Raw genomic sequence first — 21,382 nt, forward strand, 5'->3', positions numbered from 1 at the left:
GCGCGCTCAGAGCAGCGTCAACTGGACAGGTTCCGACGGCGGATCGGCCGCCGGCGGCCGGACGCGGCGGGCCTCGCCGGGCCGGGCGGGGCCGATGCCGTACTCCGTGGCGAGTTCGTGGACCTGGCGGGTGATCTGGCGCTGGTACCACTTGGGGGCGTACGAGCCGCCGGCGTACATCCGCTCGTAGCGCTCCACCAGGTGCGGATGGTGGTGGCCGAGCCAGGCCATGAACCACTCGCGGGCGCCGGGCCGCAGATGCAGTACCAGCGGGGTGACCGAACCGGCACCGGCCTGTGCGATGGCGCGCACCGTGGCGCGTAGCTGCTCCGGCGCGTCACTGAGGAACGGGATGACGGGCGCCATCAGAACGCCGGAGGAGATGCCGTGCTCGGCGCAGGCGCGCACCACGTCCAGCCGGCGCTCCGGGGCGGGCGTGCCGGGCTCGACCGTGCGCCACAGCTCGCCGTCCAGGAAGCCCACGGAGACGGAGACGCTGACGTCGGTGACCTCGGCGGCCTGCCGCAGCAGGTCCAGGTCGCGCAGGATCAGCGTGCCCTTGGTGAGGATCGAGAAGGGGTTGGCCCGGTCGCGCAGCGCCGTGATGATGCCGGGCATGAGGCGGTAGCGGCCCTCCGCGCGCTGATAGCAGTCGACGTTGGTGCCCATCGCTATGTGATCGCCGCGCCAGCGGGACGCCGCCAGCTCGCGGCGCAGCAGGTCGGGCGCGTTGACCTTCACCACGATCTGGGAGTCGAAGCCGAGGCCGGTGTCCAGGTCGAGGTAGCTGTGGGTCTTGCGCGCGAAGCAGTACACGCAGGCGTGGCTGCAACCGCGGTAGGGGTTCACCGTCCATTCGAACGGCATGCGCGAGGCGCCCGGTACGCGGTTGACGATCGAGCGGGCGCGCACCTCGTGGAAGGTGATTCCACGGAATTCGGGGGTGTCGATCGTCCTGCTGACGACGTCCGTGCCGAACAGCGCGGCCGGGCTTTCGCCCAGATTGTCCCAGCGCATCGGGCCTCCTCGTAAGTCCTGCCGAGCCCCCGCCCTCGATAATAGAACATACGTTCCCATCGTGCTCGTCCCCCGGATTTGGGCGTGCCCCCCGGGGGTGGTTGGCTTGGCCGCGCACCGCAGACCGGCAGCCGAGTAACTGGAGGAAGACGCACATGGGTCAGGTCGAGGCCACCACGCAGCGCGAGATCGCGGCGGACCCGGAGGACGTGTTCGACGCGCTCGCCGACTACACCGGCACGCGCCAGAAGCTGCTGCCCGAGCACTACAGCGAGTACGAGGTCCGCGAGGGCGGCGACGGCAAGGGCACCCTCGTCCACTGGAAGCTCCAGGCCACGAGCAAGCGGGTGCGCGACTGCCTGCTGGAGGTCGACGAGCCGACCGACGGCCAGCTCGTGGAGAAGGACCGCAACTCCTCCATGGTGACCACCTGGGTCGTCACCCCGGCCGGCGAGGGCCGCGCCAACGTCGTCGTCACTACCACCTGGCAGGGTGCCGGAGGCATCGGCGGCTTCTTCGAGAGGACCTTCGCGCCCAAGGGGCTCGGCCGCATCCACGACGCGACGCTCGCCAACCTCGCCGCCCACATCGAGAAGTGAGCGACGCGGCGGCCGCCCCGTAAACCTTCCGGGGTTCCGCCAGGCTCACCGGTTCGGGTGGTTTCCGCGCCCCCGCGGCGTCCGGCTCACCGGCCGGCCGCCGCGGTGAAACCCCTGCTGAGAGCCCAATGGCCGCCCAGGGAAACGCACTTGACGTCCGTTCCCGCCCCGCGTGCCCCGTTCACCGCGCTTGATCGTCGTTGTCGCCCGATGCGAGAAAGGGCGGCAACAGGCGTGACGAGGGGAGCGGTACGTGGGCGGGACGACCCTGACCGAGCGGGACGAACGGGCCGGCCCGCCCGACCGGGCGCCCGCGCCCGCCCTGCCCGACGGCGGCGCCGCGCCGCCCCCGAGCCGCCGGCGGGTCCGGCTGGTCTTCCTCGGGCTGATGCTCTCCCTGCTGCTCGCGGCCCTCGACCAGACCCTCATCGCCACCGCCCTCCCGCAGATCGCCGGTGAGCTGCACGGCCTGGACCACCTGTCCTGGGCGGTGACCTCCTATCTGCTGGCCTCGACCGCCGGGCTGCCCCTCTACGGCAAGCTCGGCGACCTCTTCGGCCGCAAACCCCTCTTCCTGGTCGCGCTCGTCGTCTTCGTCGCCGGCTCGGCGCTGGCAAGCTGGTCACGCACCATGGACGAACTGATCGTCTTCCGCGCCGTCCAGGGCGCGGGCGGCGGCGGACTCCTGGTCGGCGTGCAGGCGATCAGCGCCGACTTCGTACCGCCACGCGAACGCGGCCGCTTCATGGGCCTGATCGGCGCCGCCTTCGGGCTCGCCGCCGTCGCCGGGCCGCTGCTCGGCGGCTACGTCACCGACCACGCCTCCTGGCGCTGGTGCTTCTACCTCGACGTCCCCCTCGGCCTGTTGTCCCTCCTGGTCGTCGCGTGCGTCCTCAAACTGCCCAGGCCCCCGGGCCGGGCCCGGCTCGACCTCGCCGGCGCGCTGCTGTTCGCCGCCTTCTCCACCTGCCTGGTGCTGCTGGCCAGTTGGGCCGGCACCACGTACGCCTGGGACTCGCGGATCGTCCTCGGGCTGGGGGCCGGGGCGCTCGGCACGGCCCTGCTGTTCGTCGCCGTCGAGTACTTCGCCGCCGAACCGCTGATCCCGCTCCGGCTCCTGCGCGACCCGGTCTTCACCGTCACCGGCCTCCTCGGCGCCGTCGTCGGCGTCGCGCTCTTCGGAGCCGCGGGCTGTCTGCCGACCTTCCTGCGCGTGGTCCACGGTGCCACCGCGACCGAGTCCGCACTGCTGATGCTCCCCATGATGGGCGGCGTGGTCACCGGCTCGGTGCTCTCGGGCCGGCTCGTCAGCCGCACCGGCCACTACAAGCTCTTCCCCCTCTTGGGCTGCGCGCTCGCCGCGCAGGGCGTGTGGCTGCTGTCGAGGATGGCGCGGGACACCGAGCGCGGCGTCCACAGCGTCTGGATGGGCCTCCTCGGCCTCGGCGTCGGCCTGGTCATGCCGGTGCTGGTGCTCGCCGTCCAGAACTCCGTACGCCCCGCCGACCTCGGCACCGCGACCGGCGCCCACACCTTCTGCCGGCAGATCGGCGGCGGCGTCGGCGCGGCCGTCTTCGGCACGCTCGTGGCCAACCGGCTGGCCGACCGACTCGCCCGCGAACTCCCGGAGTCCGCGCGCGGGTCCGGCTCCGCGCGCCCGCTCGACCCGGAGTCGCTCACTCCGCAACTGGTGCACGCGCTGCCCACGGCCCTGCGCGACGACTACGCCACCGCCTACGCGAGCGTCATGCCGCGGATCTTCCTCCTCCTCGTCCCGGTCCTCGCCGTGGGCTTCCTGCTCGCCCTCTTCCTCAAGGAGAAGCCCCTGGCGTCGTTCCTGGAGGGGAAACCCCCGAAGTCGCACGCCCCTCGCCGCTCGCTGACTCCCCGGACCCCGCATGCCTCGTACGGCGAACCGGACGCGCCCGCCGCCGTCCCGCGAGCCCGTTCCTCCGCCGCGCCGCCCACCCGCCCGTCCGCATCCGCACCGGATCCCTGCGCCCCCGCCACCCACACCGTCCCCGGCCGCCCGCAGGCCCCGGCCGGCATCCCCGTCCGCGGAACGGTCCGGCACCACGACGGCACCGTCGTTCCGCGCGCCGCCCTCACCCTCATCGACGTGGCCGGCCGCCAGATCGGCCGCGGCGCCACCGGCGAGGACGGGCGGTACGCGCTGAGCACGCCGCGCGCCGGCGCCTACGTGCTGATCGCCGCGGCGGGCGGACACCGGCCGCGGGCGCTCGGCGTCACCGTCGGCGAGCGGCCGGTCGAGCTCGACGTGGTGCTCGGCGGCGCCGGCCGCCTCGCGGGCACCGTGACCACCTCCGACGGCACGCCCGTGGGCGACGCCCTGGTCACGCTCACCGACGTGCGCGGCGACGTCGTCGCCACCACCCGCAGCGGACGCGAAGGCGGCTACGTCCTCGCCGAGTTGGTGGCCGGCGCGTACACCCTCGCCTCCAGCGCGCCCGCCTTCCGGCCCACGGCGCTGCCGGTGACCGTCCAGGCGTCCCGCGAGACCTGCCAGGACATCGAACTCGACGGCGGCCCGGCACTGCGCGGAACCGTACGCTCCGGCAGCGGCCGCCCCGTCGAGGACGCCCGCGTCACCCTCCTCGACGCGGCAGGCGACGTCGTCGCCACCGCCACGACGGCCCCCGACGGCCGCTTCCGCTTCGCCGACCTCCCCGCCGGCGAGTACACCGCCATCGCCGCCGGCTACCCGCCGGTCGCCACCGTCCTCCGGGTAGCGGGCGACGGCCGCACCGAACGCGACCTCCAACTGGGGTACGGGGAATGAGACTTCGGCCGCCTCGCACGCATGATGCGGACCGCATGGGACCGTATTGGATCGCACTGGGCTATGGGGGCGAGAGGAAAGTCATGGCGAGGTAAGCGTGGAAATGCCGACCGCGAGGAACAGCAGGGAGAGGCCGATCGCCGCCCAGGCCACAATCCGTGTCGCCGTGTTCAGTCGGTGTCCGGTGAATCGACCGCCTGAATCGCGGATCGCCTGGTCGGAGATATGCGCTTGGCGCAGCGCGACGACAGAAGTAATCAGGCCGGCACCGAAGAAGAAGCTCAGCGGCACGGATATCGCCGCCAGAACCAGCGCCCACACCGCCCGCCGGTGCGCTGTTGCTTGGGGTGGCGCGGACTCCGGGACGGTCGTTGCGGCATCGGTCCAGCCCGCACGCCGAGCCGGGCGGATCGTCACCTCGCGCAGGGCCTCTCTCGCGGCCTCGGCGACCACCTGGATGTCGCGCCGAGCCATCTCGGTCAGGGCTTCGCGGGCTCCTACGGCCAGTTGGGGATCGTCATTCGCCAGCCGTGAGCGCAGCTCGGTAACCGCTTTCATACGGGTATCCACGCTCGGAGCGTCCATGGCGGCTCGCAGGTCCGCGGGCACCGGCTCGGGGGGAACGCGCGGGCGTCGGCTCTGGGCGATGTACAGGTCGCCTTGCAGCGTGACGTCCTGGCCCGGTGTCTGGTGCGGGTTCTGCTCCTGGACTCGGTCGAAGACGTACTCGTAGAGCTCGCCGAGCGAGATCCGGCCGTCCTGGTCACGGTCGGCCTCACCGGTCCTGAGCCCCTCGACCACCGCGCTGGTGAAGACGGAGGGCCGCTGGTCCGCCTCGTCGATGAGATGGTCGCCCTCGAAGGCGTACTCCGTCGCGTCGGACGCGGTGATGACGGCCTGGCCACGGCCGCCTCCCAGCTTCTCGGCGGGCAGGGCATCGAACACGTGGGCGTCGCCGGTCGCGCGCACGTGCGCCCCTCGGGAGAAGGCGCCGCCGTAGCAGCAGTCCAGTAGCAGGACGATGCTCCTCGCGCGGCTGCGGCGCATGCACTTCCGGACGAAATCACTGGACACGCAGGTGGATTCGAGTCTCTTCGGCTGAGTGTTGTTCGCGGCGAAGTACAACTCACCCGACTCGCTCTTCAGCCCGTGACATGAGAAGTGCAGGAGAAGGACGTCGTCCGGCCGCCGGTCGGAGAAGAAGTCCTCTATGTGCGCTGCGATGTCATGGGCTGACTCGTTTCTGAGCACCTGCACGTCGAAGCCACCGACCTGCGGGTCGCCGAGCACCTCACCCAGCGCCGCGGCATCGTGCACCGGCGACCGGAGCTGTTTCAGGCCCGCGTCCTGATACCGGTCGTTGGCGATGATCAGCGCCAGCCGCTTGCTGTCGCTCACTGGGCTCCCACCCCGGCATGCCGACTGATAAACAGTTCAACAAGTCGTTCTCCGTGCACGGCTGACGTCTCGGATATCTCCAGGACGTCTCCCTCGATCTCCAAGCGGATGGTCGGGGAAAGCTCACTCCCTCGGCGGAGCCATCGCTGGACCGCGGAGACCACCGACCGCAGCATCGCCGCGGACTGGCCCAAGCTCACCAGCAGCGCACCGGCCTCCGACACATCTAGTGCCCGGGTGCCCGCCGGAGCCTCGCCGGCTCGGAGAGCCGTGACATCGTCCACGTCGAGCAGCAGCAGTTCCTGCCGTAGATAGCCGGTCAACCTGCTGAGTTCTTCGGCGTTGGCGCCCTCTTCGCTGAGAAAGAGGCGCAACTCGGCATTCATCGCCTCACACCCCTTCTTGCACGGGGCTTCTCGCACCGATGGAGAAGACGACCCGGGCCAAGGGCCCGCGCGTTTCTCACTTCCACGCTACTCACTGCGGCCCGGGGCGAACAGGGGCGGGACCTAGCGCCCGAACGGCGTGCCCCGGCCGTGATGCGCCAAGGTGGCGTGGGGGTCGTGGCCCTGGACGGGGGCGGGGTCGGGGTGGATCAGGGCGGTGGTCAGGCGGGGGAGGGCGTGCAGGAGGGCGTGTTCGGCGTTGACGGCGACCTGGTGGGCCGCGGAGAGCCGCAGGGTGCCGTCGATCACGAGGATGGCCTCGGCGCGTAGTTGGTGGCCGAGCCAGCGCAGGCGCAGCTCGCCGACCTCCAGGACGCCGGGCACCTCGCGCAGGGTGCGCTCGGCGGTGTCGACGAGGGCCGGGTCCACGGCGTCCATCAAGCGGCGGAAGACCTCCTTGGCGGCGCCGGCCAGGACCGCGACCAGGGCGGCGCCGATCAGCAGGCCGATGACCGGGTCCGCCAGGCGCCAGCCGAGTGCGGCTCCGCCCGCGCCGAGCAGGACGGCCAGGGAGGTGAACCCGTCGGTGCGGGCGTGCAGCCCGTCGGCGACCAGGGCGGCCGAGCCGATCCGGCGGCCGGTGCGGATGCGGTAGCGGGCCGCCCACTCGTTGCCGAGGAAGCCGATCACCGCGGCGGCGGCGACCGCGGGCAGGTGGCTGATCTCGCGCGGGTTCAGCAGCCGGTCGACGGCGGTGTACGCCGCGAGGGCCACGGACGCGGCGATGGTGAGCACGATCGCGACGCCCGCCAGGTCTTCTGCGCGGCCGAAGCCGTAGGTGAACCGCCGGGTCGCGGCTCGGCGCCCCAGGACGAACGCCAGGCCCAGCGGTACGGCGGTCAGCGCGTCGGCTCCGTTGTGCAGCGTGTCGCCGAGCAGCGCCACCGAACCGGACAGCGCCACGACCAGGGCTTGGACGGCGGTGGTGACGCCCAGCACGGCGAGGGAGATCCACAGGGTGCGCATGCCCTGGGCGGAGGTTTCCAGCGCCGGGTCGACCCTGTCCGCCACCGCGTGGGTGTGGGGGGTGAGGCGATGGGTGGCGCGGCGCCATCGTGACGGTCGGCGGGCGCCGGGAGGGTGGGCGGTGTGGGCGTCATCGGTGGGGTGGGTGTCACCGGCCGGGTGGGCGTCACCGGCGGGGTGGGCGTCACCGGCGGGGTGGGCGGGGGCGCTGCCGGGGGAGTGGGGGTGGTGGGCGTCGGCCCGGGGGCGGGTGGGGCTTCCGTTCGTCTGCGTCGGGTCGTGCGCGTCGGTCACGGCGGCTCACACCTTCCGGTTCGGGGCGGTGGCGAGCGGTCCGCGCACCGGCCGGTTCCGCTCACCATTATGTGGCGGATGTGACGACGGTCACCGAGGCGTGCGCCGCGCCGTCGACCGTCCCGGTGGCGCGATGGTGAATGTCACAGCGGGGCAAGGGTGGGATTTCCGGCAAAACGCCCCGCGTTTCGGAGGGTCCGGGGGACCGGGCACGTAGGGTCGCGGTGGTTTGCCCGCGATGCGGGGACGGTGTGCGGGCGTCCATGGCGGCGGTGAGGCCGCGCCGATCCGGCCGGTGAGCCGCACGCGGGCCCGGCCCGCCACCGAACGTACGAGGCCCGAGGACGTGGCCTGAGACAGACAGCGGGACTGGGACGGAATTCTTCATGCACGGATCACGCCTTTGGAGTGGCGCGCGTACCGGGCTCGCCGTGGTCCTGGCCACCGGTTGCCTGCTCACCGCGCTCACCGCCTCGCACCCGGCCTCGGCGGACACCGCCAGCGCGCCCGTCGACGGTGCGAAGGTCGTCTGCACCTCCGACAAGCCCGGACTCGCGCCCGCGCTCTCCCGGGACCTCGCCCACGCCCTCCGCGGCCGCCAGGGCGAGTCGTCGCTGGCGCTCTACGACCGCGCCACCCACACCACCTGCGGATTGCAGGCCCACACGGCCTTCGACTCGGCGAGCGTCGTGAAGGTCACCGTGCTCGCGGCGCTGCTGCGGCAGGCCGACGAGGCGCACCGGAAGCTGACGCCCCGCGAGGTCCGGCTGACCACCGCGATGATCACCAAGTCGGACAACCACGCGACCGACGCGCTCTGGCGCCAGATCGGCCCCGCCGGCATCAAGCGGTTCCTGGCCCTGGCGGGGATGCGGCAGACCGTCCCGGGCGTCGGCGGCACCTGGGGGCTCACCCAGATCACCGCCGACGACCAGCTCAAGCTGATACGGCTGCTCACCGAGGACAGCGGCGTGCTCGGCGCGGGCGCCCGGACCTACGCCCTGGACCTGATGCGCCGCGTCGCCCCCGACCAGCGCTGGGGCGCACCGGCCGGTGCGCCGGCCGGCGTGACGACCCACGTCAAGAACGGGTGGCTGCCGCGCGCGAGCAACGGATGGCGGGTGCACAGCGTCGGCGCGTTCACCGGGGGCGGCCACGACTACGGCATGGCGGTCCTCTCGCACGGAAACCGGACGATGGATTACGGGGTCGCGACCGTGGAGGCGGCCGCCCGGGTCATCCACCGGGATCTGGCGGCGGCGAGCCGGTAGCGGGCTTGCGCGCGGGCGCGGACCGGGTCAGGCGGTGGCCGACCGGGGCGTGGCCGGGTGGGAGGCGCGCGCGAGTTCGCGGCGGGCGCGCAGGAAAGGGCGGGGCCGGTTGAGGGCGAGAACGGCGGTGGTCCGCCCGTCGCGTTCGTAACAGGCGAGGAAGCTGCGGTCGTCGGGGGAGCCTTCGAGGAGGCGCGGGGTGTCGGCGGGTAGCCGCCGGCCCGCGAACTGGATGCGTACGCCGTACTGGTCGGACCAGAAGTAGGGCAGGGCCCGGTGGGTGGCCACGGTGCTGCCCGCCAGGAGGTTGCGGGCGGCGGTGGCGGCCTGTTCGGTCGCGCTGGTCCAGTGCTCGGCTCGGGTGCCGGCCACTCGCGCCACGTCGCCGACCGCCACGACGGTGGGCAGCGCGGTGACGCAGCCCGCGTCGCACACCACGCCGTCGTCCAGCGCCAGTTCGGAACCGGCCAGCCAGTCCGTGGCGGGGCGTACGCCGATGCCCACGACGACGACCTCGGCGGGCAGCAGCCGGCCGTCGGCCAACTCCACACCACTCACGCGTAGTCGGGGGCCGGTGTGCCGTGTGCCGTCGTCGCTCGGGGTGTCACCGGGCACGCCGTCGCCGCGCGGACCCTTTCCGCGCAGGCCGGCGACGCCGGTGCCGGTCAGGAGCGTGACGCCGTGGTCCGCGTGCAGGCGGGAGCAGATCAGCGCCATCTCGGCGCCGAGCGGGGCGACGAGGGGGAGCGGGGCGGCCTCCACCACCGTGACCTCGTGGCCGAGGGCCGCGCACGAGGAGGCGACCTCGGCGCCGATGAAACCGCCGCCCATCACCACGACCCGCACCTGACCGCGCGTCAGGTCCGCCCGCAGGGACCGCGCGTCGTCGAGGGTGCGCAGGGTGTGGACCCCGGCGAGTGGCGGACCGGGCAGGCGGCGCGGAGTGGCGCCGGTGGCGATGACCACGCCGTCGGTGGCCAGCCGACGGCCGCCGTCGAGGAGCACCGCGCGCCCGCCGGTGTCGAGCCCGGTGGCGCGGGTGCCCAGCAGCCACTGGGCGTCGAGTTCGGCGGCCTCCTCGGCGTCGGCCAGGGCCAGTCGCTCCGCGCTCACGGCGCCGGTGAGGAAGTCCTTCGACAGCGGCGGCCGGTCGTAGGGGCGGTGGTGCTCGGCGCCGACCATGACCAGACGTCCGTCGAAGCCCTCCGCGCGCAGCGCCCGCGCGGCGTTCAGGCCCGCGAGCGAGGCGCCGATGACGGCGACCGTTCTCATGCGGCGGTGCCCTCCTCGGCGGCCTGGTGGACGTAGACCACGCCGTCCTCCACGGTGACGGCGTGGGTGCGCACGGCCCGGCGGGCGGGCAGGCACGTCGGCGCCCCGGTGCGCAGGTCGAACGAGGCGGCGTGCAGGGGGCATTCGACCTGGCAGCCCTCCAGCCAGCCGTCGGCGAGCGAGGCGTCCTGGTGGGTGCAGGTGTCGTCGATGGCGTACAGCTCACCGTCGGCGTTGAAGACGGCGATCGGGGGTGCGGTGTCGAGGCGAACGGACTCGCCGGCGGGCAGGTCGTCGAGGTGGCAGACGGGAATCACGGCGCCCCCTGTTGCGGAGAGGTCGGAGGAGAGGCGGAGGAGAGTTTCGGAGAAAGCGGAGGAGAGTTTCGCTGTGCGCATGGCACGGCGCTCTGCGCAACAGAATCCCGACGGTGGGTCCGCGCGTCAAGCGTTGTTCCCGGGCGATTCGAGGCGGAGTTCCCGGGGCCTGCCGCGCGCCGGCCGCGGTGACGACTCGTTTACCGACGGCTGGCGCCCACCTCTTGACGCTGAGGATCCGGCGTTCCCACTATGTCTCTCATCGCGCAACCAGTCGTGCAATGCGCAACACCCAAGGAGGGCCATGTCCCCCGCACCCGCGACCGACGCCCGCGTGGTCGTCATCGGGGCAGGCATCGTCGGCTGCTCACTCGCCGACGAGCTCACCGCCCGCGGTTGGAGCGACGTCACCGTCCTGGAACAGGGACCGCTGCCCGCCCCCGGCGGCTCCACCTCGCACGCCCCCGGACTGGTCTTCCAGACCGCCCCGTCCAAGACCATGACGGAGTTCGCCGCCTACACCGTCCGCAAGTTCGCTTCCCTCGAAGCCGACGGGCTGCCCTGCTTCCTCGCCGTCGGCGGCCTCGAAGTCGCCACCACCCGGGCCCGCTGGGCGGACCTGCACCGCAAGGCCGGACTCGCCGCCTCCTGGGGCGTACGCGGTGAACTGCTCAGCCCGCGCCGGTGCAAGCGGCTCTGGCCGATGCTGGACGAGGACCGGATCCACGGCGGCTTCCACACCCCCGACGACGGCCTGGCCCGCGCCCTGCCCGCCTGCCGCGCCCAGATGGCGCGGGCCGAGAGCCGCGGCGCCCGCTTCCTCGAACGGCACACCGTCACCGGCATCGAGCGGGCCGACGGCCGGGTGACCGCGGTGGTCACCGACCGGGGCACCTTCCCCGCCGACCACGTCGTCTCGGCCGCCGGTTTCTGGGGCCCGGTGATCGGCGCGATGGCCGGGGTGGACGTACCGCTGCTGCCCCTGGCCCACCAATACGCCACCACCGAGCCGCTGCCCGCCCTCGCCGCGGCCGACGGCCCGCGGACCGAAGCGCGCCGGCCGATCCTGCGCCACCAGGACCGCGACCTGTACTTCCGGGAGCACACCGACGCCGCCGGCACCCGCCTCGGCATCGGCTCCTACGCCCACCGCCCGATGCCCGTCGACCCCTTCACCGTCCCCGCCTTCGACGACGCACCCGTCATGCCCTCCTCCCTGCCCTTCACCGCGGAGGACTTCGCACCGAGCTGGCGCGACAGCGTCGCGCTGCTGCCCGCGCTGGGCGGCTCCCGGGTGGCGGAGGGCTTCAACGGCGTCTTCTCCTTCACCCCCGACGGCATGCCGCTACTCGGCGAATCCCGCGAACTGCGCGGCTTCTGGCTCGCCGAAGCGGTCTGGGTCACCCACTCCGCCGGCGTCGCCCGGGCCGTCGCCGAATGGATGACGGACGGCCGCCCGGCCACCGACGTCCACGAATGCGACCTCGCCCGCTTCGAGGACGCCCAGCGCTCACCCGCCTACATCGCCGACCGCGGCGCGCGGAACTTCCTGGAGGTCTACGACGTCATCCACCCGCTGCAACCCATGGAAGCGCCGCGTCCGCTGCGCACCAGCCCCTTCCACGCCCGCCAGCGCGAACTCGGCGGCTACTTCCTGGAGGGCGGCGGCTGGGAACGCCCCCACTGGTACGAGGCCAACGCCCCGCTCGCCGACGGGCTCGACCTGCCCGAGCGCGACGCCTGGTCCGCCCGTTACTGGTCACCCATCGCCGCTGCCGAGGCCCGCGCCACCCGCGAAAGGGTCGCCCTCTACGACATGACGCCGCTGCGCCGGCTGGAGGTCACCGGACCCGGCGCGCTCGCCTTCCTCCAGCACATGACCACCAACCAACTCGACAAGAAACCCGGCTCGGTCACCTACACCCTCCTCCTGGATGAGGCCGGAGGCATCCGCTCCGACCTGACCGTGGCCCGCCTGGCCCCCGACCGCTTCCAGATCGGCGCCAACGGCGCGTCCGACCTCGACTGGCTGCTGCGGCACGCCCCGGCCGGCGTGGCGGTACGCGACACCACCTCCGGCACCTGCTGCCTCGGCGTCTGGGGCCCGCTGGCCCGCGACCTCGTCCAGCCGCTCACCCGCGACGACTTCTCCCACCGGGCGTTCGGCTACTTCAAGGCCCGGCGGACCTACGTCGGTCACGTCCCGGTCACCGCCCTGCGGCTGAGCTACGTCGGAGAACTGGGCTGGGAGCTGTACACCACCGCCGACCTGGGCGCGCGCCTGTGGGACACGCTCTGGGAGGCGGGCCGCGCGCACGGCCTGATCGCCGCGGGCCGCAGCGCCTTCAACAGCCTGCGGCTGGAGAAGGGCTACCGCGCCTGGGGCCACGACATGACCACCGAACACCACCCCTACGAGGCGGGGGTCGGCTTCGCGGTACGCCCCGCCAAGGGCGACTTCGTCGGCCGCGCCGCCCTCGAAGCGCTCGGCGGGAAGACCGCGCGGCGCAAACTCGCCTGCCTCACCCTCGACGATCCGTCGGCCGTCGTCCTCGGCAAGGAACCGGTGTACGTCGACGGGGTCCCGGCCGGCCATGTCACCTCCGCCGCCTACGGCTACACCATCGGCCGCTGCATCGCCTACGCCTGGCTGCCGGCCGCGGCCGCCGTACCCGGCACGGCCGTACACCTCGAATACTTCGGAGAGAAGATCCCCGCGACCGTCGCCCAGGAGCCGCTCTTCGACCCGGAGATGACCCGCATCCGCAGGTGACGCCCCGGCGGCGACCCACCGGATGTCCGCCCCGATCGCCGGTGGCCCGCCGACCGTCCGCCCGGGCCCCGCCCGCAGGTCCGGACCCCGCCCGCAGAAGGAGCAACCGCATGGCTCCCACGTACGACGTCATCGTCCTCGGACTCGGCGGCATGGGCAGTGCCGCCGCCCACCACCTCGCCGCCCGCGGCGCCCGCGTCCTCGGCCTGGAGAGATTCGGCCCGGTCCACCGCCGCGGCTCCAGCCACGGCGGCTCGCGCGTCACCCGCCAGTCCTACTTCGAGGACCCCGCCTACGTCCCGCTGCTGCTGCGCGCCTACGAGCTGTACGAGAAGCTGGAACGCGACACCGGCCGCGAGGTCGCCACCCTGTGCGGCGGCGTGATGATCGGCCGTCCCGGCAGCCGGACCGTCAGCGGCAGCAGACTCTCCGCCGAACGCTGGGGTCTGCCGCACGAGATGCTCGACGCGAAGGAGATCCGCCGCCGCTTCCCGACGCTGACCCCCGCCGCCGACGAGATCGCGCTCTACGAGGCGCGGGCCGGACTCGTCCGGCCGGAGAACACCGTCGCCGCCCACCTCCAACTCGCCACCCGGCAAGGCGCCGACCTCCACTTCGAAGAGCCCGTCACCCGCTGGGAGGAACTGCCCGGCACAGCCGGCGTCCGCGTCCACACCCCCGAGAACACCTACACCGCCGGCCAGTTGGTGATCTGCCCGGGCGCCTGGGCGCCGGAGCTGCTCACCGACCTCGGGGTGCCGTTCACCATCGAACGGCAGGTCATGTACTGGTTCGAGCCCGAAGGCGGCACCGGGCCGTTCCTGCCCGAGCGGCACCCCGTCTACATCTGGGAGGACGCGGCGGGAGTGCAGATCTACGGCTTCCCCTCGATCGACGGCCCCGGAGCCGGCGCCAAGGTCGCGTTCTTCCGCAAGGGCACCGTCTGCACTCCGGACACCATCGACCGCACCGTGCGCGACGAGGAGGTCCGGGCCATGGCCGACCACCTCGGCCCGCGTATCCCCAGCCTCCCCGGCCGCTTCCTCAAGGCCGCCACCTGCATGTATTCCAACACCCCCGACGAACACTTCGTCCTCACCCGGCATCCCGCACACCCCGGGACCGTCACCGTCGCCGCCGGGTTCTCCGGACACGGCTTCAAGTTCGTGCCCGTCGTCGGGGAGATCGTCGCCGACCTCGCGCTGACCGGTGCCACCGCGCACCCCATCGAGCTGTTCGACCCCCGCCGGCCCACCGCCGCGGCCGCCCCCGCCTGAGGAGACCGCCCATGACGACCACACCCCGGTCCGCCACGGAGACCACCGCGGCCGGGCCGGCGCCGCGGGCCGCGAGCGCGCCGGACCCCGCCCCGCCCAGCCTGATCGCCACCCTGCCGGGCGCCGCCTACACCGACCCCGGAATCTTCCGGCAGGAGCAGGAGCGGATCTTCGAGCGCCGCTGGTTCTGCGCGGTGCGCGCCGCCGACCTCGACAAGCCCGGCGCCTTCCGCACCGTGGACGTCGGCCGGGAGAGCGTCCTGATCACCCGCGACCGCGCCGGGGCGCTGCGCGCCTTCCTCAACGTCTGTCGGCACCGCGGCGCGCGACTGTGCACCGAGGAGTCCGGCGAGGTCCGCCGCACCCTCCAATGCCCCTACCACGCCTGGACCTACGGCCTCGACGGCCGGCTGATCGCCGCACCGAACCTGACGAAGATGCCGGACCTCGACCGCGCCGAACGGGGCCTGGTCACCGTCGCGCTGCGCGAATGGCTCGGCTACGCCTGGGTGTGCCTGGCCGACGACCCGCCCTCCTTCGAGGAGACGGTGACCGACGCGGCCGTCGAACGCCTGGGCGACGCGGCGTCCCTCGACCGCTACCGCACCGAGGGCCTCGCCCTGGGCCGGCGCCTGACCTACGACGTGCGGGCCAACTGGAAGCTCATCGTCGAGAACTTCATGGAGTGCTACCACTGCGCCACCATCCACCCCGAACTCACCGAGGTGGTCCCGGAGTTCGCCGACGGATTCGCCGCCCAGTACTACGTCGGCCACGGCGCGCTCTTCGCCGACGAGGCCGAGGGTTTCACCGTCGACGGCAGCGGCGGCTTCGGCCGGCTGCCGGGAATCGAGGACACCCAGGACCGCCGCTACTACGCGATGACCGTCAAACCGCAGGTCTTCGTCAACCTCGTCCCCGACCACGTCATCGTCCACCGGATGTTCCCGCTGGCCGCCGACCGCACCGTCGTGGAGTGCGACTGGCTGTACCTGCCCGAAGTGGTCGACTCGGGCGCCGACCTGTCGAAGTCGGTGGAGCTCTTCCACCGCGTCAACGTCCAGGACTTCGACGCCTGCGAGCGGACCCAGCCGGCCATGGACTCCCGCGCCTACCGCCACGGCGGCGTCCTCGTCCCCAGCGAGCACCACCTCGGCGCCTTCCACCGCTGGGTCACCGCCTGCCTGGAGGACGAGGGCGCCTGACCCGCGCACCGGCGAGGTCCGCCCGCGACGCCTGCCCCGGGCCCTGACGACGGCCCGGCCCCGACGCCGGGCCGAGGGCTCAGCCGTTCGCCTCGGCCGCCACCGGCTTCGGTATCAGGAACGAGGCCGCGATGGCCAGCACCAGGATGACGACGCCCGCGACCATGCCGGCCGTGTAGCCGGCCGGTGACGTGGGGTCCGTCGGCAGCGCCGCGGTCTGCACCGCGTACAGCAGCGCGAAGCTCAGCCCCGCGCCCAGGTTGAAGGCACCCGCGTTCAGACCCGGCAGGAATCCCGGGTTCTCGCTCGGGGACAGCACGATGCCGAGCCCGTTGAGCACGATGTTCGCCACGCCCGCGTAGGTCACGCCCACCAGGAGGGAGGCCACCAGCAGCAGGACCCGCCCGTGGCCGTCCATCGTCAGCAGCATCAGGACGACGGTCGCCACCGATCCGGCCAGGCCCAGCCGCAGGACGCGGCCGTAGCCGAACGTCGCGGCGAGACGGCCGGCGACCGGGCCCATGGCCAGCCCGGCGAGGGCGTACGGCGTCAGCGTCCACCAGGCGGACTGCTCGGCGCTCATGCCGAGTCCGGCCCGCGCGTCCTGCGCGAACGCCGGGATCAGCCCGTTCATGACGGCGAACACACCGGTCATGGTGAGCACCGTGGTCAGCAGGGTCGCCCACGTGGCGCGCCGGCGGAGGTGCCGGGTCGCCACCAGCGGATGCCCGCTGCGGTTCTCGGTCCGCCAGAACAGCCCGAACGCGGCCGCCGCCAGGACCGCCAGGCCCGCGACGAGCGACCAGTCGGCCGCGGCGAGCCTGCCCGCCTCGTTCAGCGCGATCAGCAGCGCGCCGACCGAGACGACCAGCAGCGCCACGCCCGGCCAGTCCATGCGGGTCGCGGCGGGCGCCTTGGACTCCGGCGTCAGCGTCGCGACCAGGACGGCCGCGAGGGCCGCGACCACGGCCATGGCCCAGAAGACCGACGCGAAGCCGTGCTCGTCGGCGAGGTAGCCGCCGGCGAGGGAGTCGACGCCGGCGATACCGCCGTTGACCGCCGTGATCACGCCGAGCAGGGTGCCGTACCGCTTGGGCTCCCGCACCTCCACCCGCAGCATGATCAGGCACAGCGGGACGACCGGACCGCTCACGCCCTGGACGACGCGGCCCACGAACAGCATCGGCACGCTGGTCGCCAGGGCGGCGACCCCACAGCCGACCACCATCAGGGCCAGCATCCCGGCCAGCACCCTGCGCCGGCCGATGACATCGCCCAGCCGCGGCAGGAACAGCGAGAACAGCGCGGCGGACGTGAAGAACGCGGTCTGCGTCAGGCCGATCTCCGCCGCGTCGGCGCCCAGGGTGTCCTGGATGCTCTTCAGGGCGGGGCTGAGCATGCTGGCGTTGAGCTGGAAGGCGAAGCAGGCCGCGAGCAGCGCGGTGAGCAGCACGCCCACCCGGACGCGGGAGCCGTCCGCGGCGCCGGTGGGGCGCTGTGCGGTGGGAGCACTCATGGCGTGACGTCACCGATCCGTTCGAGGGCGTCCACGATGAGGTTCCAGAACCGCTCGTGGTCCAGGGACACCGCGACCTGCGTGGTGCAGTCGGCCGGGGCGGGCGCGCGGAAGTCGGTCACGGTCATGCCGAGGGTCAGGCCGCCGGACAGCTCCACGTCCACGGGCGCCTTGCGCACCGTCATGACGTCGGGGTCGATCACGTACGCCACCGCGCACGGGTCGTGCACCGGCGGGTACTCGAAGCCCTGGTTCTCGCGGTACGCCTCGCGGAAGAAGTCCAGCAGCTCGCCGACGAACACGGCCGGGCCGGTGCCGACCGCGGCGATCTTCTTGGCGACCTCGGGGGTCGCCAGCGCCTGATGGGTCAGGTCGAGGCCGACCATGGTGACCGGCCAGCTCTCGTTGAAGACGATGTGCGCGGCCTCGGGGTCGATGATGATGTTGAACTCGGCGACCGCGCTCCAGTTGCCCTCGTGGTAGCCGCCCCCCATCAGGACGACCTCGCGGACCCGCTGGGCGATCCGGGGCTCCTTGCGCACGGCGAGCGCGATGTTCGTCAGGCCCGCCGTCGGCACGATGGTGATCTCGCCCGGCTCGTGCGCCATGACCGTGTCGATGATCAGGTCGACGGCGTGCCGGCGGTCCAGCTCCAAGGTCGGCTCGGGCAGCAGCGGCCCGTCCAGGCCGGTCTCGCCGTGGATCTCGGGGGCCGTCTCGATGGCCCGCACCAGCGGACGCGGGCAGCCCGCGGCGAAGGGCACGCCGGTGATCCCGGCGATGCGCGCCACGGACAGCGCGTTGCGGGTCACCTTCTCCAGCGTCTGGTTCCCCACCACGGTCGTCACCGCCACCAGGTCGATGTCGGGGTTGCCGTGGGCCAGGAGCATGGCGATCGCGTCGTCATGCCCCGGGTCGCAGTCGAGGATGATCTTTCTGGCCAACGGACGAGCCCCTTTGCTCTGCTGTGCGGTGGAACGGGTGGAGCGGTGTCTCCGGGCGCGCCGGTGCGGGCGCGGCGGCGCGCGCCCGCACGCCCGCGCGGCCGACGCGAGGCGCCGGAGGCGGCGGGACGGGAGTCCGTGACGTACCGGGGTGCGGGGGCGGCGGCCGGGCGTGGCGGCTGGAAAACGTTCTCCGGAAACTTCGCCCATGGACCTGGCCGTTGTCAACGGCCGCATCTGGGGCCTTACGGGCGTATGCCCGCCCGAACCCCGGCCCGCCCGGCGGGACTCGACAAGGTGAAGGGACAACGATTGCCGACCGATTGCCCGCCCGCTGCCGCGGCGTATGCTCCCTCCCGGCGCAGCCGAGCCGAACGAAAGGGGCCGGGAGACGGTGGCCGAAGTCACGTTGAAAGATGTCGCCCGCGCCTCGGGCTGCTCCATCGCCACGGTGTCGCGGGTGCTGGCCGGCACCCGGCCGGTCGGCGCCGAGACCGCGCGCACGGTCCGGGAGGCGGCCGAGCGGCTCGGCTACCGGCCCAACCAGGTGGCCCGCGCCCTGCGCAGCCGCTCCACCGGCACCGTCGGCCTGGTCCTCCCGCAGATCACCAACCCCTTCTTCCCCTCGCTCGTGAGGGAACTGGAACACGCCCTGCACGCCGAGGGACGAGCCGTGCTCCTGGCCGACTGCGACGACGACCCGGTGACCGAAGCGGCCCGGATCGGGGCGCTGCTGGACCGGCAGGTCGACGCGCTGCTCCTGATACCGGTCGACGAGCACCGCAGCCGGGCCGCGGTGGCGAGCGCGGCCGCGCGGGTCCCGCTGGTGCTGCTCGACCGGGGCTGCGGCCCGGGCGTCGCCGACTCGATCGCCGTGGACAACGCGGCCGGCATGACCCTGGTCCTGGACCACCTGGCCGCCGCGGGCCGCCGCCGGCCCTGCTTCGTGGGCGCGGCCGGCACCGCGTCGGCGGCCGTCGAACGGCGCGCGGCCTACGAGGCGGGGGCCGGCGCCCTGGACCCGTCGGCCGTCGGCCGGATGGAACTCGGCGACTTCTCCGTGGAGTGGGGACGCGCCGCGGTGGACCGGCTCTGGCCCTCGCGGCCGGACGCCGTCGTCTGCGCCAACGACCTCATCGCGGTCGGCGCGCTGCAACGGCTGCGGCAGTTGGGCGCGGACGTCCCCGGCGAGGTCGCGGTCACCGGTTTCGACGACATCCCCCTCGCGGGCCTCGCCGACCCGGCCCTGACCACCGTCCGCCAGCCGGTCGCCGAACTCGCCGCGGAGGCCGCCCGGTTGCTCACCCACCGCCCGCCCGCCACCGTCTCCCGGCCGCGCCGGACGATCCGCCTCGCCCCCGAACTCATCACCCGCGCCTCCAGCGGGCCGGTGGCCGCACTGCCCCGCTGACCTGGTCCACCCGCGACCCGGCCGCGCTCTTCGCGTTTCGGGCCGGGAGCGGCGCGGTCGCGGTGACCGCTGGAAGCGCTCTCGGAAGAGGCGTACGCGCAACCGGCACTCCGACCGGATCGCGGTCACCCCGCGGGCGGTGCGCCCCTCGCCCGCGGTGCGGACGGGAAGCGGTCGGAGCGCCGGCGCCGGACGCGCGTGGCCCGTTCGCGGGCCCGGCACCGGGCCGGTGGGCCGGCTCCGGTACCCGCCGCGTCAGTCGTCGGACCGGTAGGGCCGCAGGCTGCTCCAGTCCAGTGCGTCTTCCGCTTCCCGGCGGGTGCGGTCGGCGGCCTCGCGGGCCTGCGAGACGACATCGCCGTGCTCTTGTATGAGCTGGTCGTAAATCGGTGGATTCGATGTGGTGTTCATGTCTTTCGCTTACGTGAGGCGGTGGGATTCCGGTCGGTGGGGAAATCGGTGCGAACGTGTCGGTTGCCGCCAGACCGTCCGCCGACCAGGGGCCGCCGACCGGCAAAGCGCGTTCCAGGGCGGTGAGTTGCGGTACCGACGCGGAACGCCTTGGCGGCGACTGAGCGTACCGTGGCCTGCGGCGACGGGGGGATTCAGTCCTCCGCGAGCAGTCCGGTGCGCAGTTTGGCCAGGGTGCGCGCGAGCAGCCGCGAGACGTGCATCTGGGACACGCCCAGCTCGGCGCCGATCTGGGACTGCGTCATCTCCTGGCCGAAGCGCATCGCGATCAGGCGGCGTTCGCGGGCGTCGAGCCGGTCCAGGAGCGGCGCCAGGGAGTGCAGGTTCTCGACCGCCTCCATCGCCGGGTCCGGCTCGCCCAGGACTTCGGCGTAGGCCCGGCCGCCGTGCGTGCTGTGGCCGTCGGCGGCGTCGTCGGGCGTGTCGAGGGAGCCGGCGGTGTAGCCGTTGGACGCCACGACGCCCTCGATGACCTCCTCCTCGGTCAGCCGCAGGTGGGCGGCCAGGTCCCGGACCGTCGGCTCACGCTCCGAGACGGCCGCGAAGTGCTCCTTGGCCTTGGCGATTTCCACCCGCAGCTCCTGCAACCGCCGCGGGACGTGCACCGCCCAGCTCGTGTCACGGAAGAACCGCTTGATCTCGCCCAGGATGTAGGGCACCGCGAACGTGGCGAACTCCACCTCGCGGGACGGGTCGAACCGGTCGATCGCCTTGATCAGCCCGATGGTGCCGACCTGGACGATGTCCTCCCGCTCGTCGTGGCCCCGGTGCCGGAACCGCTGCGCGGCGAACCGTACGAGGGAGAGGTTCAGCTCGATCAGCGTGTTGCGGGCGTACTGGTACCCGGGGGTGCCCTCGTCCAGGTTCTGGAGCCGTTCGAAGAACAGCCGCGACAGGGCCCGGGCGTCGGGCGGCGCGAGCCTGGCGGCCTCCTCGACCCTGGGCAGGTCCGCCCGGCCGTCCGCCGTGCCGGGTGGTGCGAGGGCCCCTGGAAGGTGCGTACCGTCCGCCGGCCGTTCACCGGTGGTCCGCGCCGTCAACCCCGCCATGACTTCACCCTCCCCTGGTATCCGTGCCAGGCGCACCTTCCCCCGGACCGGTGGCTCATGCGCGAGCCGGCCGGAAAAACTCCGGCCGGCTCATGAAGTGGGTCACATCGGGGCGGGGTGGCGTCACCGCCGGAAGGCGTCCCGGGTCTTCTGCCCGGCCTCGCGCAGATCGGCCTTGCCGCGCTGCGCCCGGCCCTCCGCCGTCAGTCGCTCGTTGCCCAGCGCGCGGCCCAGGGTCTCCTTCACCGCGCCGGTGACCTGCTCGGTCTTCGCCGAAAGCTTCTTGTCGGCCGTCATGGTCACGCTCCTTCCGCGTCTTCCGCTTCGAGCCGTTTCCTTGTCGAGCCGTTCCTTCC

At 73.1% G+C, this 21,382-nt stretch carries 18 protein-coding genes; 7 read left to right on the top strand and 11 right to left on the bottom strand.

Annotated elements, in window-relative coordinates; all coding sequences use genetic code 11:
* Positions 1-6: 6 nt before the first annotated feature.
* Complete coding sequence (locus ACZ45Z_RS00590; protein ID WP_468353954.1) at positions 7-1,017, bottom strand: Rv2578c family radical SAM protein; 1,011 nt, start codon at positions 1,015-1,017, stop codon at positions 7-9.
* A 155-nt stretch (positions 1,018-1,172) separates the two neighbouring features.
* Here ACZ45Z_RS00590 and ACZ45Z_RS00595 point away from each other — a divergent pair, with 155 nt between their 5' ends.
* Together ACZ45Z_RS00595 and ACZ45Z_RS00600 are read left to right on the top strand one after the other, a co-directional pair.
* Positions 1,173-1,616, top strand: a complete 444-nt coding sequence (locus ACZ45Z_RS00595) for an SRPBCC family protein (RefSeq protein ID WP_468353956.1) — start codon at positions 1,173-1,175, stop codon at positions 1,614-1,616.
* A gap of 253 nt (positions 1,617-1,869) precedes the next feature.
* Entirely contained in the window at positions 1,870-4,416 is a 2,547-nt protein-coding gene (locus ACZ45Z_RS00600) for a DHA2 family efflux MFS transporter permease subunit (RefSeq protein WP_468353958.1), read from the top strand.
* An 81-nt stretch (positions 4,417-4,497) separates the two neighbouring features.
* Here ACZ45Z_RS00600 and ACZ45Z_RS00605 read toward each other — a convergent pair whose 3' ends face one another.
* The 3 genes from ACZ45Z_RS00605 to ACZ45Z_RS00615 form a co-directional block, all read right to left on the bottom strand.
* Positions 4,498-5,814: a caspase, EACC1-associated type gene (locus ACZ45Z_RS00605; protein ID WP_468353960.1), complete on the bottom strand. Its 1,317-nt coding sequence runs from the start codon at positions 5,812-5,814 to the stop codon at positions 4,498-4,500.
* Positions 5,811-6,200: a hypothetical protein gene (locus ACZ45Z_RS00610; protein ID WP_468353962.1), complete on the bottom strand. Its 390-nt coding sequence runs from the start codon at positions 6,198-6,200 to the stop codon at positions 5,811-5,813. The genes ACZ45Z_RS00605 and ACZ45Z_RS00610 overlap by 4 nt, the downstream gene beginning before the upstream one ends.
* A 123-nt stretch (positions 6,201-6,323) precedes the next feature.
* Positions 6,324-7,520 carry a cation diffusion facilitator family transporter gene (locus tag ACZ45Z_RS00615; protein ID WP_468353964.1) on the bottom strand — a complete coding sequence of 399 codons (1,197 nt, stop codon included), beginning with the start codon at positions 7,518-7,520 and terminating at the stop codon, positions 6,324-6,326.
* Positions 7,521-7,906: 386 nt separating this feature from the next.
* Here ACZ45Z_RS00615 and ACZ45Z_RS00620 point away from each other — a divergent pair, with 386 nt between their 5' ends.
* A complete protein-coding gene (locus tag ACZ45Z_RS00620) occupies positions 7,907-8,791 on the top strand; it encodes a serine hydrolase (protein WP_468353966.1) in 885 nt (294 codons plus the stop codon).
* A gap of 27 nt (positions 8,792-8,818) precedes the next feature.
* On the opposite strand, the gene ACZ45Z_RS00625 is transcribed toward ACZ45Z_RS00620, so the two are convergent.
* Together ACZ45Z_RS00625 and ACZ45Z_RS00630 are read right to left on the bottom strand one after the other, a co-directional pair.
* The gene (locus tag ACZ45Z_RS00625; RefSeq protein ID WP_468353968.1) at positions 8,819-10,063 is read right to left on the bottom strand and encodes an NAD(P)/FAD-dependent oxidoreductase; all 1,245 of its coding nucleotides are present in this window, start codon (positions 10,061-10,063) and stop codon (positions 8,819-8,821) included.
* Positions 10,060-10,380 carry a bifunctional 3-phenylpropionate/cinnamic acid dioxygenase ferredoxin subunit gene (locus ACZ45Z_RS00630; RefSeq protein WP_468355492.1) on the bottom strand — a complete coding sequence of 107 codons (321 nt, stop codon included), beginning with the start codon at positions 10,378-10,380 and terminating at the stop codon, positions 10,060-10,062. The genes ACZ45Z_RS00625 and ACZ45Z_RS00630 overlap by 4 nt, the downstream gene beginning before the upstream one ends.
* Before the next feature lie 304 nt (positions 10,381-10,684).
* Between ACZ45Z_RS00630 and ACZ45Z_RS00635 the strand changes: the two genes are divergently transcribed.
* The 3 genes from ACZ45Z_RS00635 (at position 10,685) to ACZ45Z_RS00645 (ending at position 15,635) form a co-directional block, all read left to right on the top strand.
* Complete coding sequence (locus ACZ45Z_RS00635) at positions 10,685-13,153, top strand: GcvT family protein (RefSeq protein WP_468353970.1); 2,469 nt, start codon at positions 10,685-10,687, stop codon at positions 13,151-13,153.
* Between the two features lie 110 nt (positions 13,154-13,263).
* Positions 13,264-14,430, top strand: a complete 1,167-nt coding sequence (solA, locus tag ACZ45Z_RS00640) for an N-methyl-L-tryptophan oxidase (protein WP_468353972.1) — start codon at positions 13,264-13,266, stop codon at positions 14,428-14,430.
* Positions 14,431-14,441: 11 nt separating this feature from the next.
* The gene (locus ACZ45Z_RS00645; protein WP_468353974.1) at positions 14,442-15,635 is read left to right on the top strand and encodes an aromatic ring-hydroxylating oxygenase subunit alpha; all 1,194 of its coding nucleotides are present in this window, start codon (positions 14,442-14,444) and stop codon (positions 15,633-15,635) included.
* Positions 15,636-15,714: 79 nt separating this feature from the next.
* On the opposite strand, the gene uriT is transcribed toward ACZ45Z_RS00645, so the two are convergent.
* Together uriT and uriH are read right to left on the bottom strand one after the other, a co-directional pair.
* Positions 15,715-17,151, bottom strand: a complete 1,437-nt coding sequence (uriT, locus tag ACZ45Z_RS00650; protein WP_468353976.1) for a uridine transporter UriT — start codon at positions 17,149-17,151, stop codon at positions 15,715-15,717.
* Complete coding sequence (gene uriH / locus ACZ45Z_RS00655; protein WP_468353978.1) at positions 17,148-18,095, bottom strand: uridine-preferring nucleoside hydrolase UriH; 948 nt, start codon at positions 18,093-18,095, stop codon at positions 17,148-17,150. The genes uriT and uriH overlap by 4 nt, the downstream gene beginning before the upstream one ends.
* Before the next feature lie 394 nt (positions 18,096-18,489).
* On the opposite strand from uriH, the gene ACZ45Z_RS00660 reads away from it, so the two are divergent.
* Positions 18,490-19,506, top strand: coding sequence for a LacI family DNA-binding transcriptional regulator (locus ACZ45Z_RS00660; RefSeq protein WP_468353980.1), 1,017 nt, complete (start codon positions 18,490-18,492; stop codon positions 19,504-19,506).
* A 255-nt stretch (positions 19,507-19,761) separates the two neighbouring features.
* Here ACZ45Z_RS00660 and ACZ45Z_RS00665 read toward each other — a convergent pair whose 3' ends face one another.
* The 3 genes from ACZ45Z_RS00665 to ACZ45Z_RS00675 form a co-directional block, all read right to left on the bottom strand.
* Positions 19,762-19,917, bottom strand: coding sequence for a hypothetical protein (locus tag ACZ45Z_RS00665; protein ID WP_468353982.1), 156 nt, complete (start codon positions 19,915-19,917; stop codon positions 19,762-19,764).
* A gap of 194 nt (positions 19,918-20,111) precedes the next feature.
* Positions 20,112-21,026, bottom strand: coding sequence for an RNA polymerase sigma factor SigF (locus ACZ45Z_RS00670; protein ID WP_468353984.1), 915 nt, complete (start codon positions 21,024-21,026; stop codon positions 20,112-20,114).
* A 123-nt stretch (positions 21,027-21,149) separates the two neighbouring features.
* Positions 21,150-21,323 (bottom strand): CsbD family protein, encoded by a 174-nt coding sequence (locus ACZ45Z_RS00675; protein WP_468353986.1) that lies wholly within the window; start codon positions 21,321-21,323, stop codon positions 21,150-21,152.
* Positions 21,324-21,382: the final 59 nt, after the last annotated feature.

It is taken from the genome of Streptomyces sp. NPDC031210 (genome assembly GCF_055570395.1).

Excerpts from the sequence above, each read along its gene's own strand:
- ACZ45Z_RS00590 (WP_468353954.1), bottom strand. The coding sequence starts at position 1,017 with ATGCGCTGGGACAATCTGGGCGAAAGCCCGGCCGCGCTGTTCGGCACG.
- ACZ45Z_RS00595 (WP_468353956.1), top strand. The coding sequence starts at position 1,173 with ATGGGTCAGGTCGAGGCCACCACGCAGCGCGAGATCGCGGCGGACCCG.
- ACZ45Z_RS00610 (WP_468353962.1), bottom strand. The coding sequence starts at position 6,200 with ATGAATGCCGAGTTGCGCCTCTTTCTCAGCGAAGAGGGCGCCAACGCC.
- ACZ45Z_RS00620 (WP_468353966.1), top strand. The coding sequence starts at position 7,907 with ATGCACGGATCACGCCTTTGGAGTGGCGCGCGTACCGGGCTCGCCGTG.
- ACZ45Z_RS00625 (WP_468353968.1), bottom strand. The coding sequence starts at position 10,063 with ATGAGAACGGTCGCCGTCATCGGCGCCTCGCTCGCGGGCCTGAACGCC.
- ACZ45Z_RS00635 (WP_468353970.1), top strand. The coding sequence starts at position 10,685 with ATGTCCCCCGCACCCGCGACCGACGCCCGCGTGGTCGTCATCGGGGCA.
- solA (WP_468353972.1), top strand. The coding sequence starts at position 13,264 with ATGGCTCCCACGTACGACGTCATCGTCCTCGGACTCGGCGGCATGGGC.
- ACZ45Z_RS00645 (WP_468353974.1), top strand. The coding sequence starts at position 14,442 with ATGACGACCACACCCCGGTCCGCCACGGAGACCACCGCGGCCGGGCCG.
- uriT (WP_468353976.1), bottom strand. The coding sequence starts at position 17,151 with ATGAGTGCTCCCACCGCACAGCGCCCCACCGGCGCCGCGGACGGCTCC.
- ACZ45Z_RS00665 (WP_468353982.1), bottom strand. The coding sequence starts at position 19,917 with ATGAACACCACATCGAATCCACCGATTTACGACCAGCTCATACAAGAG.
- ACZ45Z_RS00670 (WP_468353984.1), bottom strand. The coding sequence starts at position 21,026 with ATGGCGGGGTTGACGGCGCGGACCACCGGTGAACGGCCGGCGGACGGT.
- ACZ45Z_RS00675 (WP_468353986.1), bottom strand. The coding sequence starts at position 21,323 with ATGACGGCCGACAAGAAGCTTTCGGCGAAGACCGAGCAGGTCACCGGC.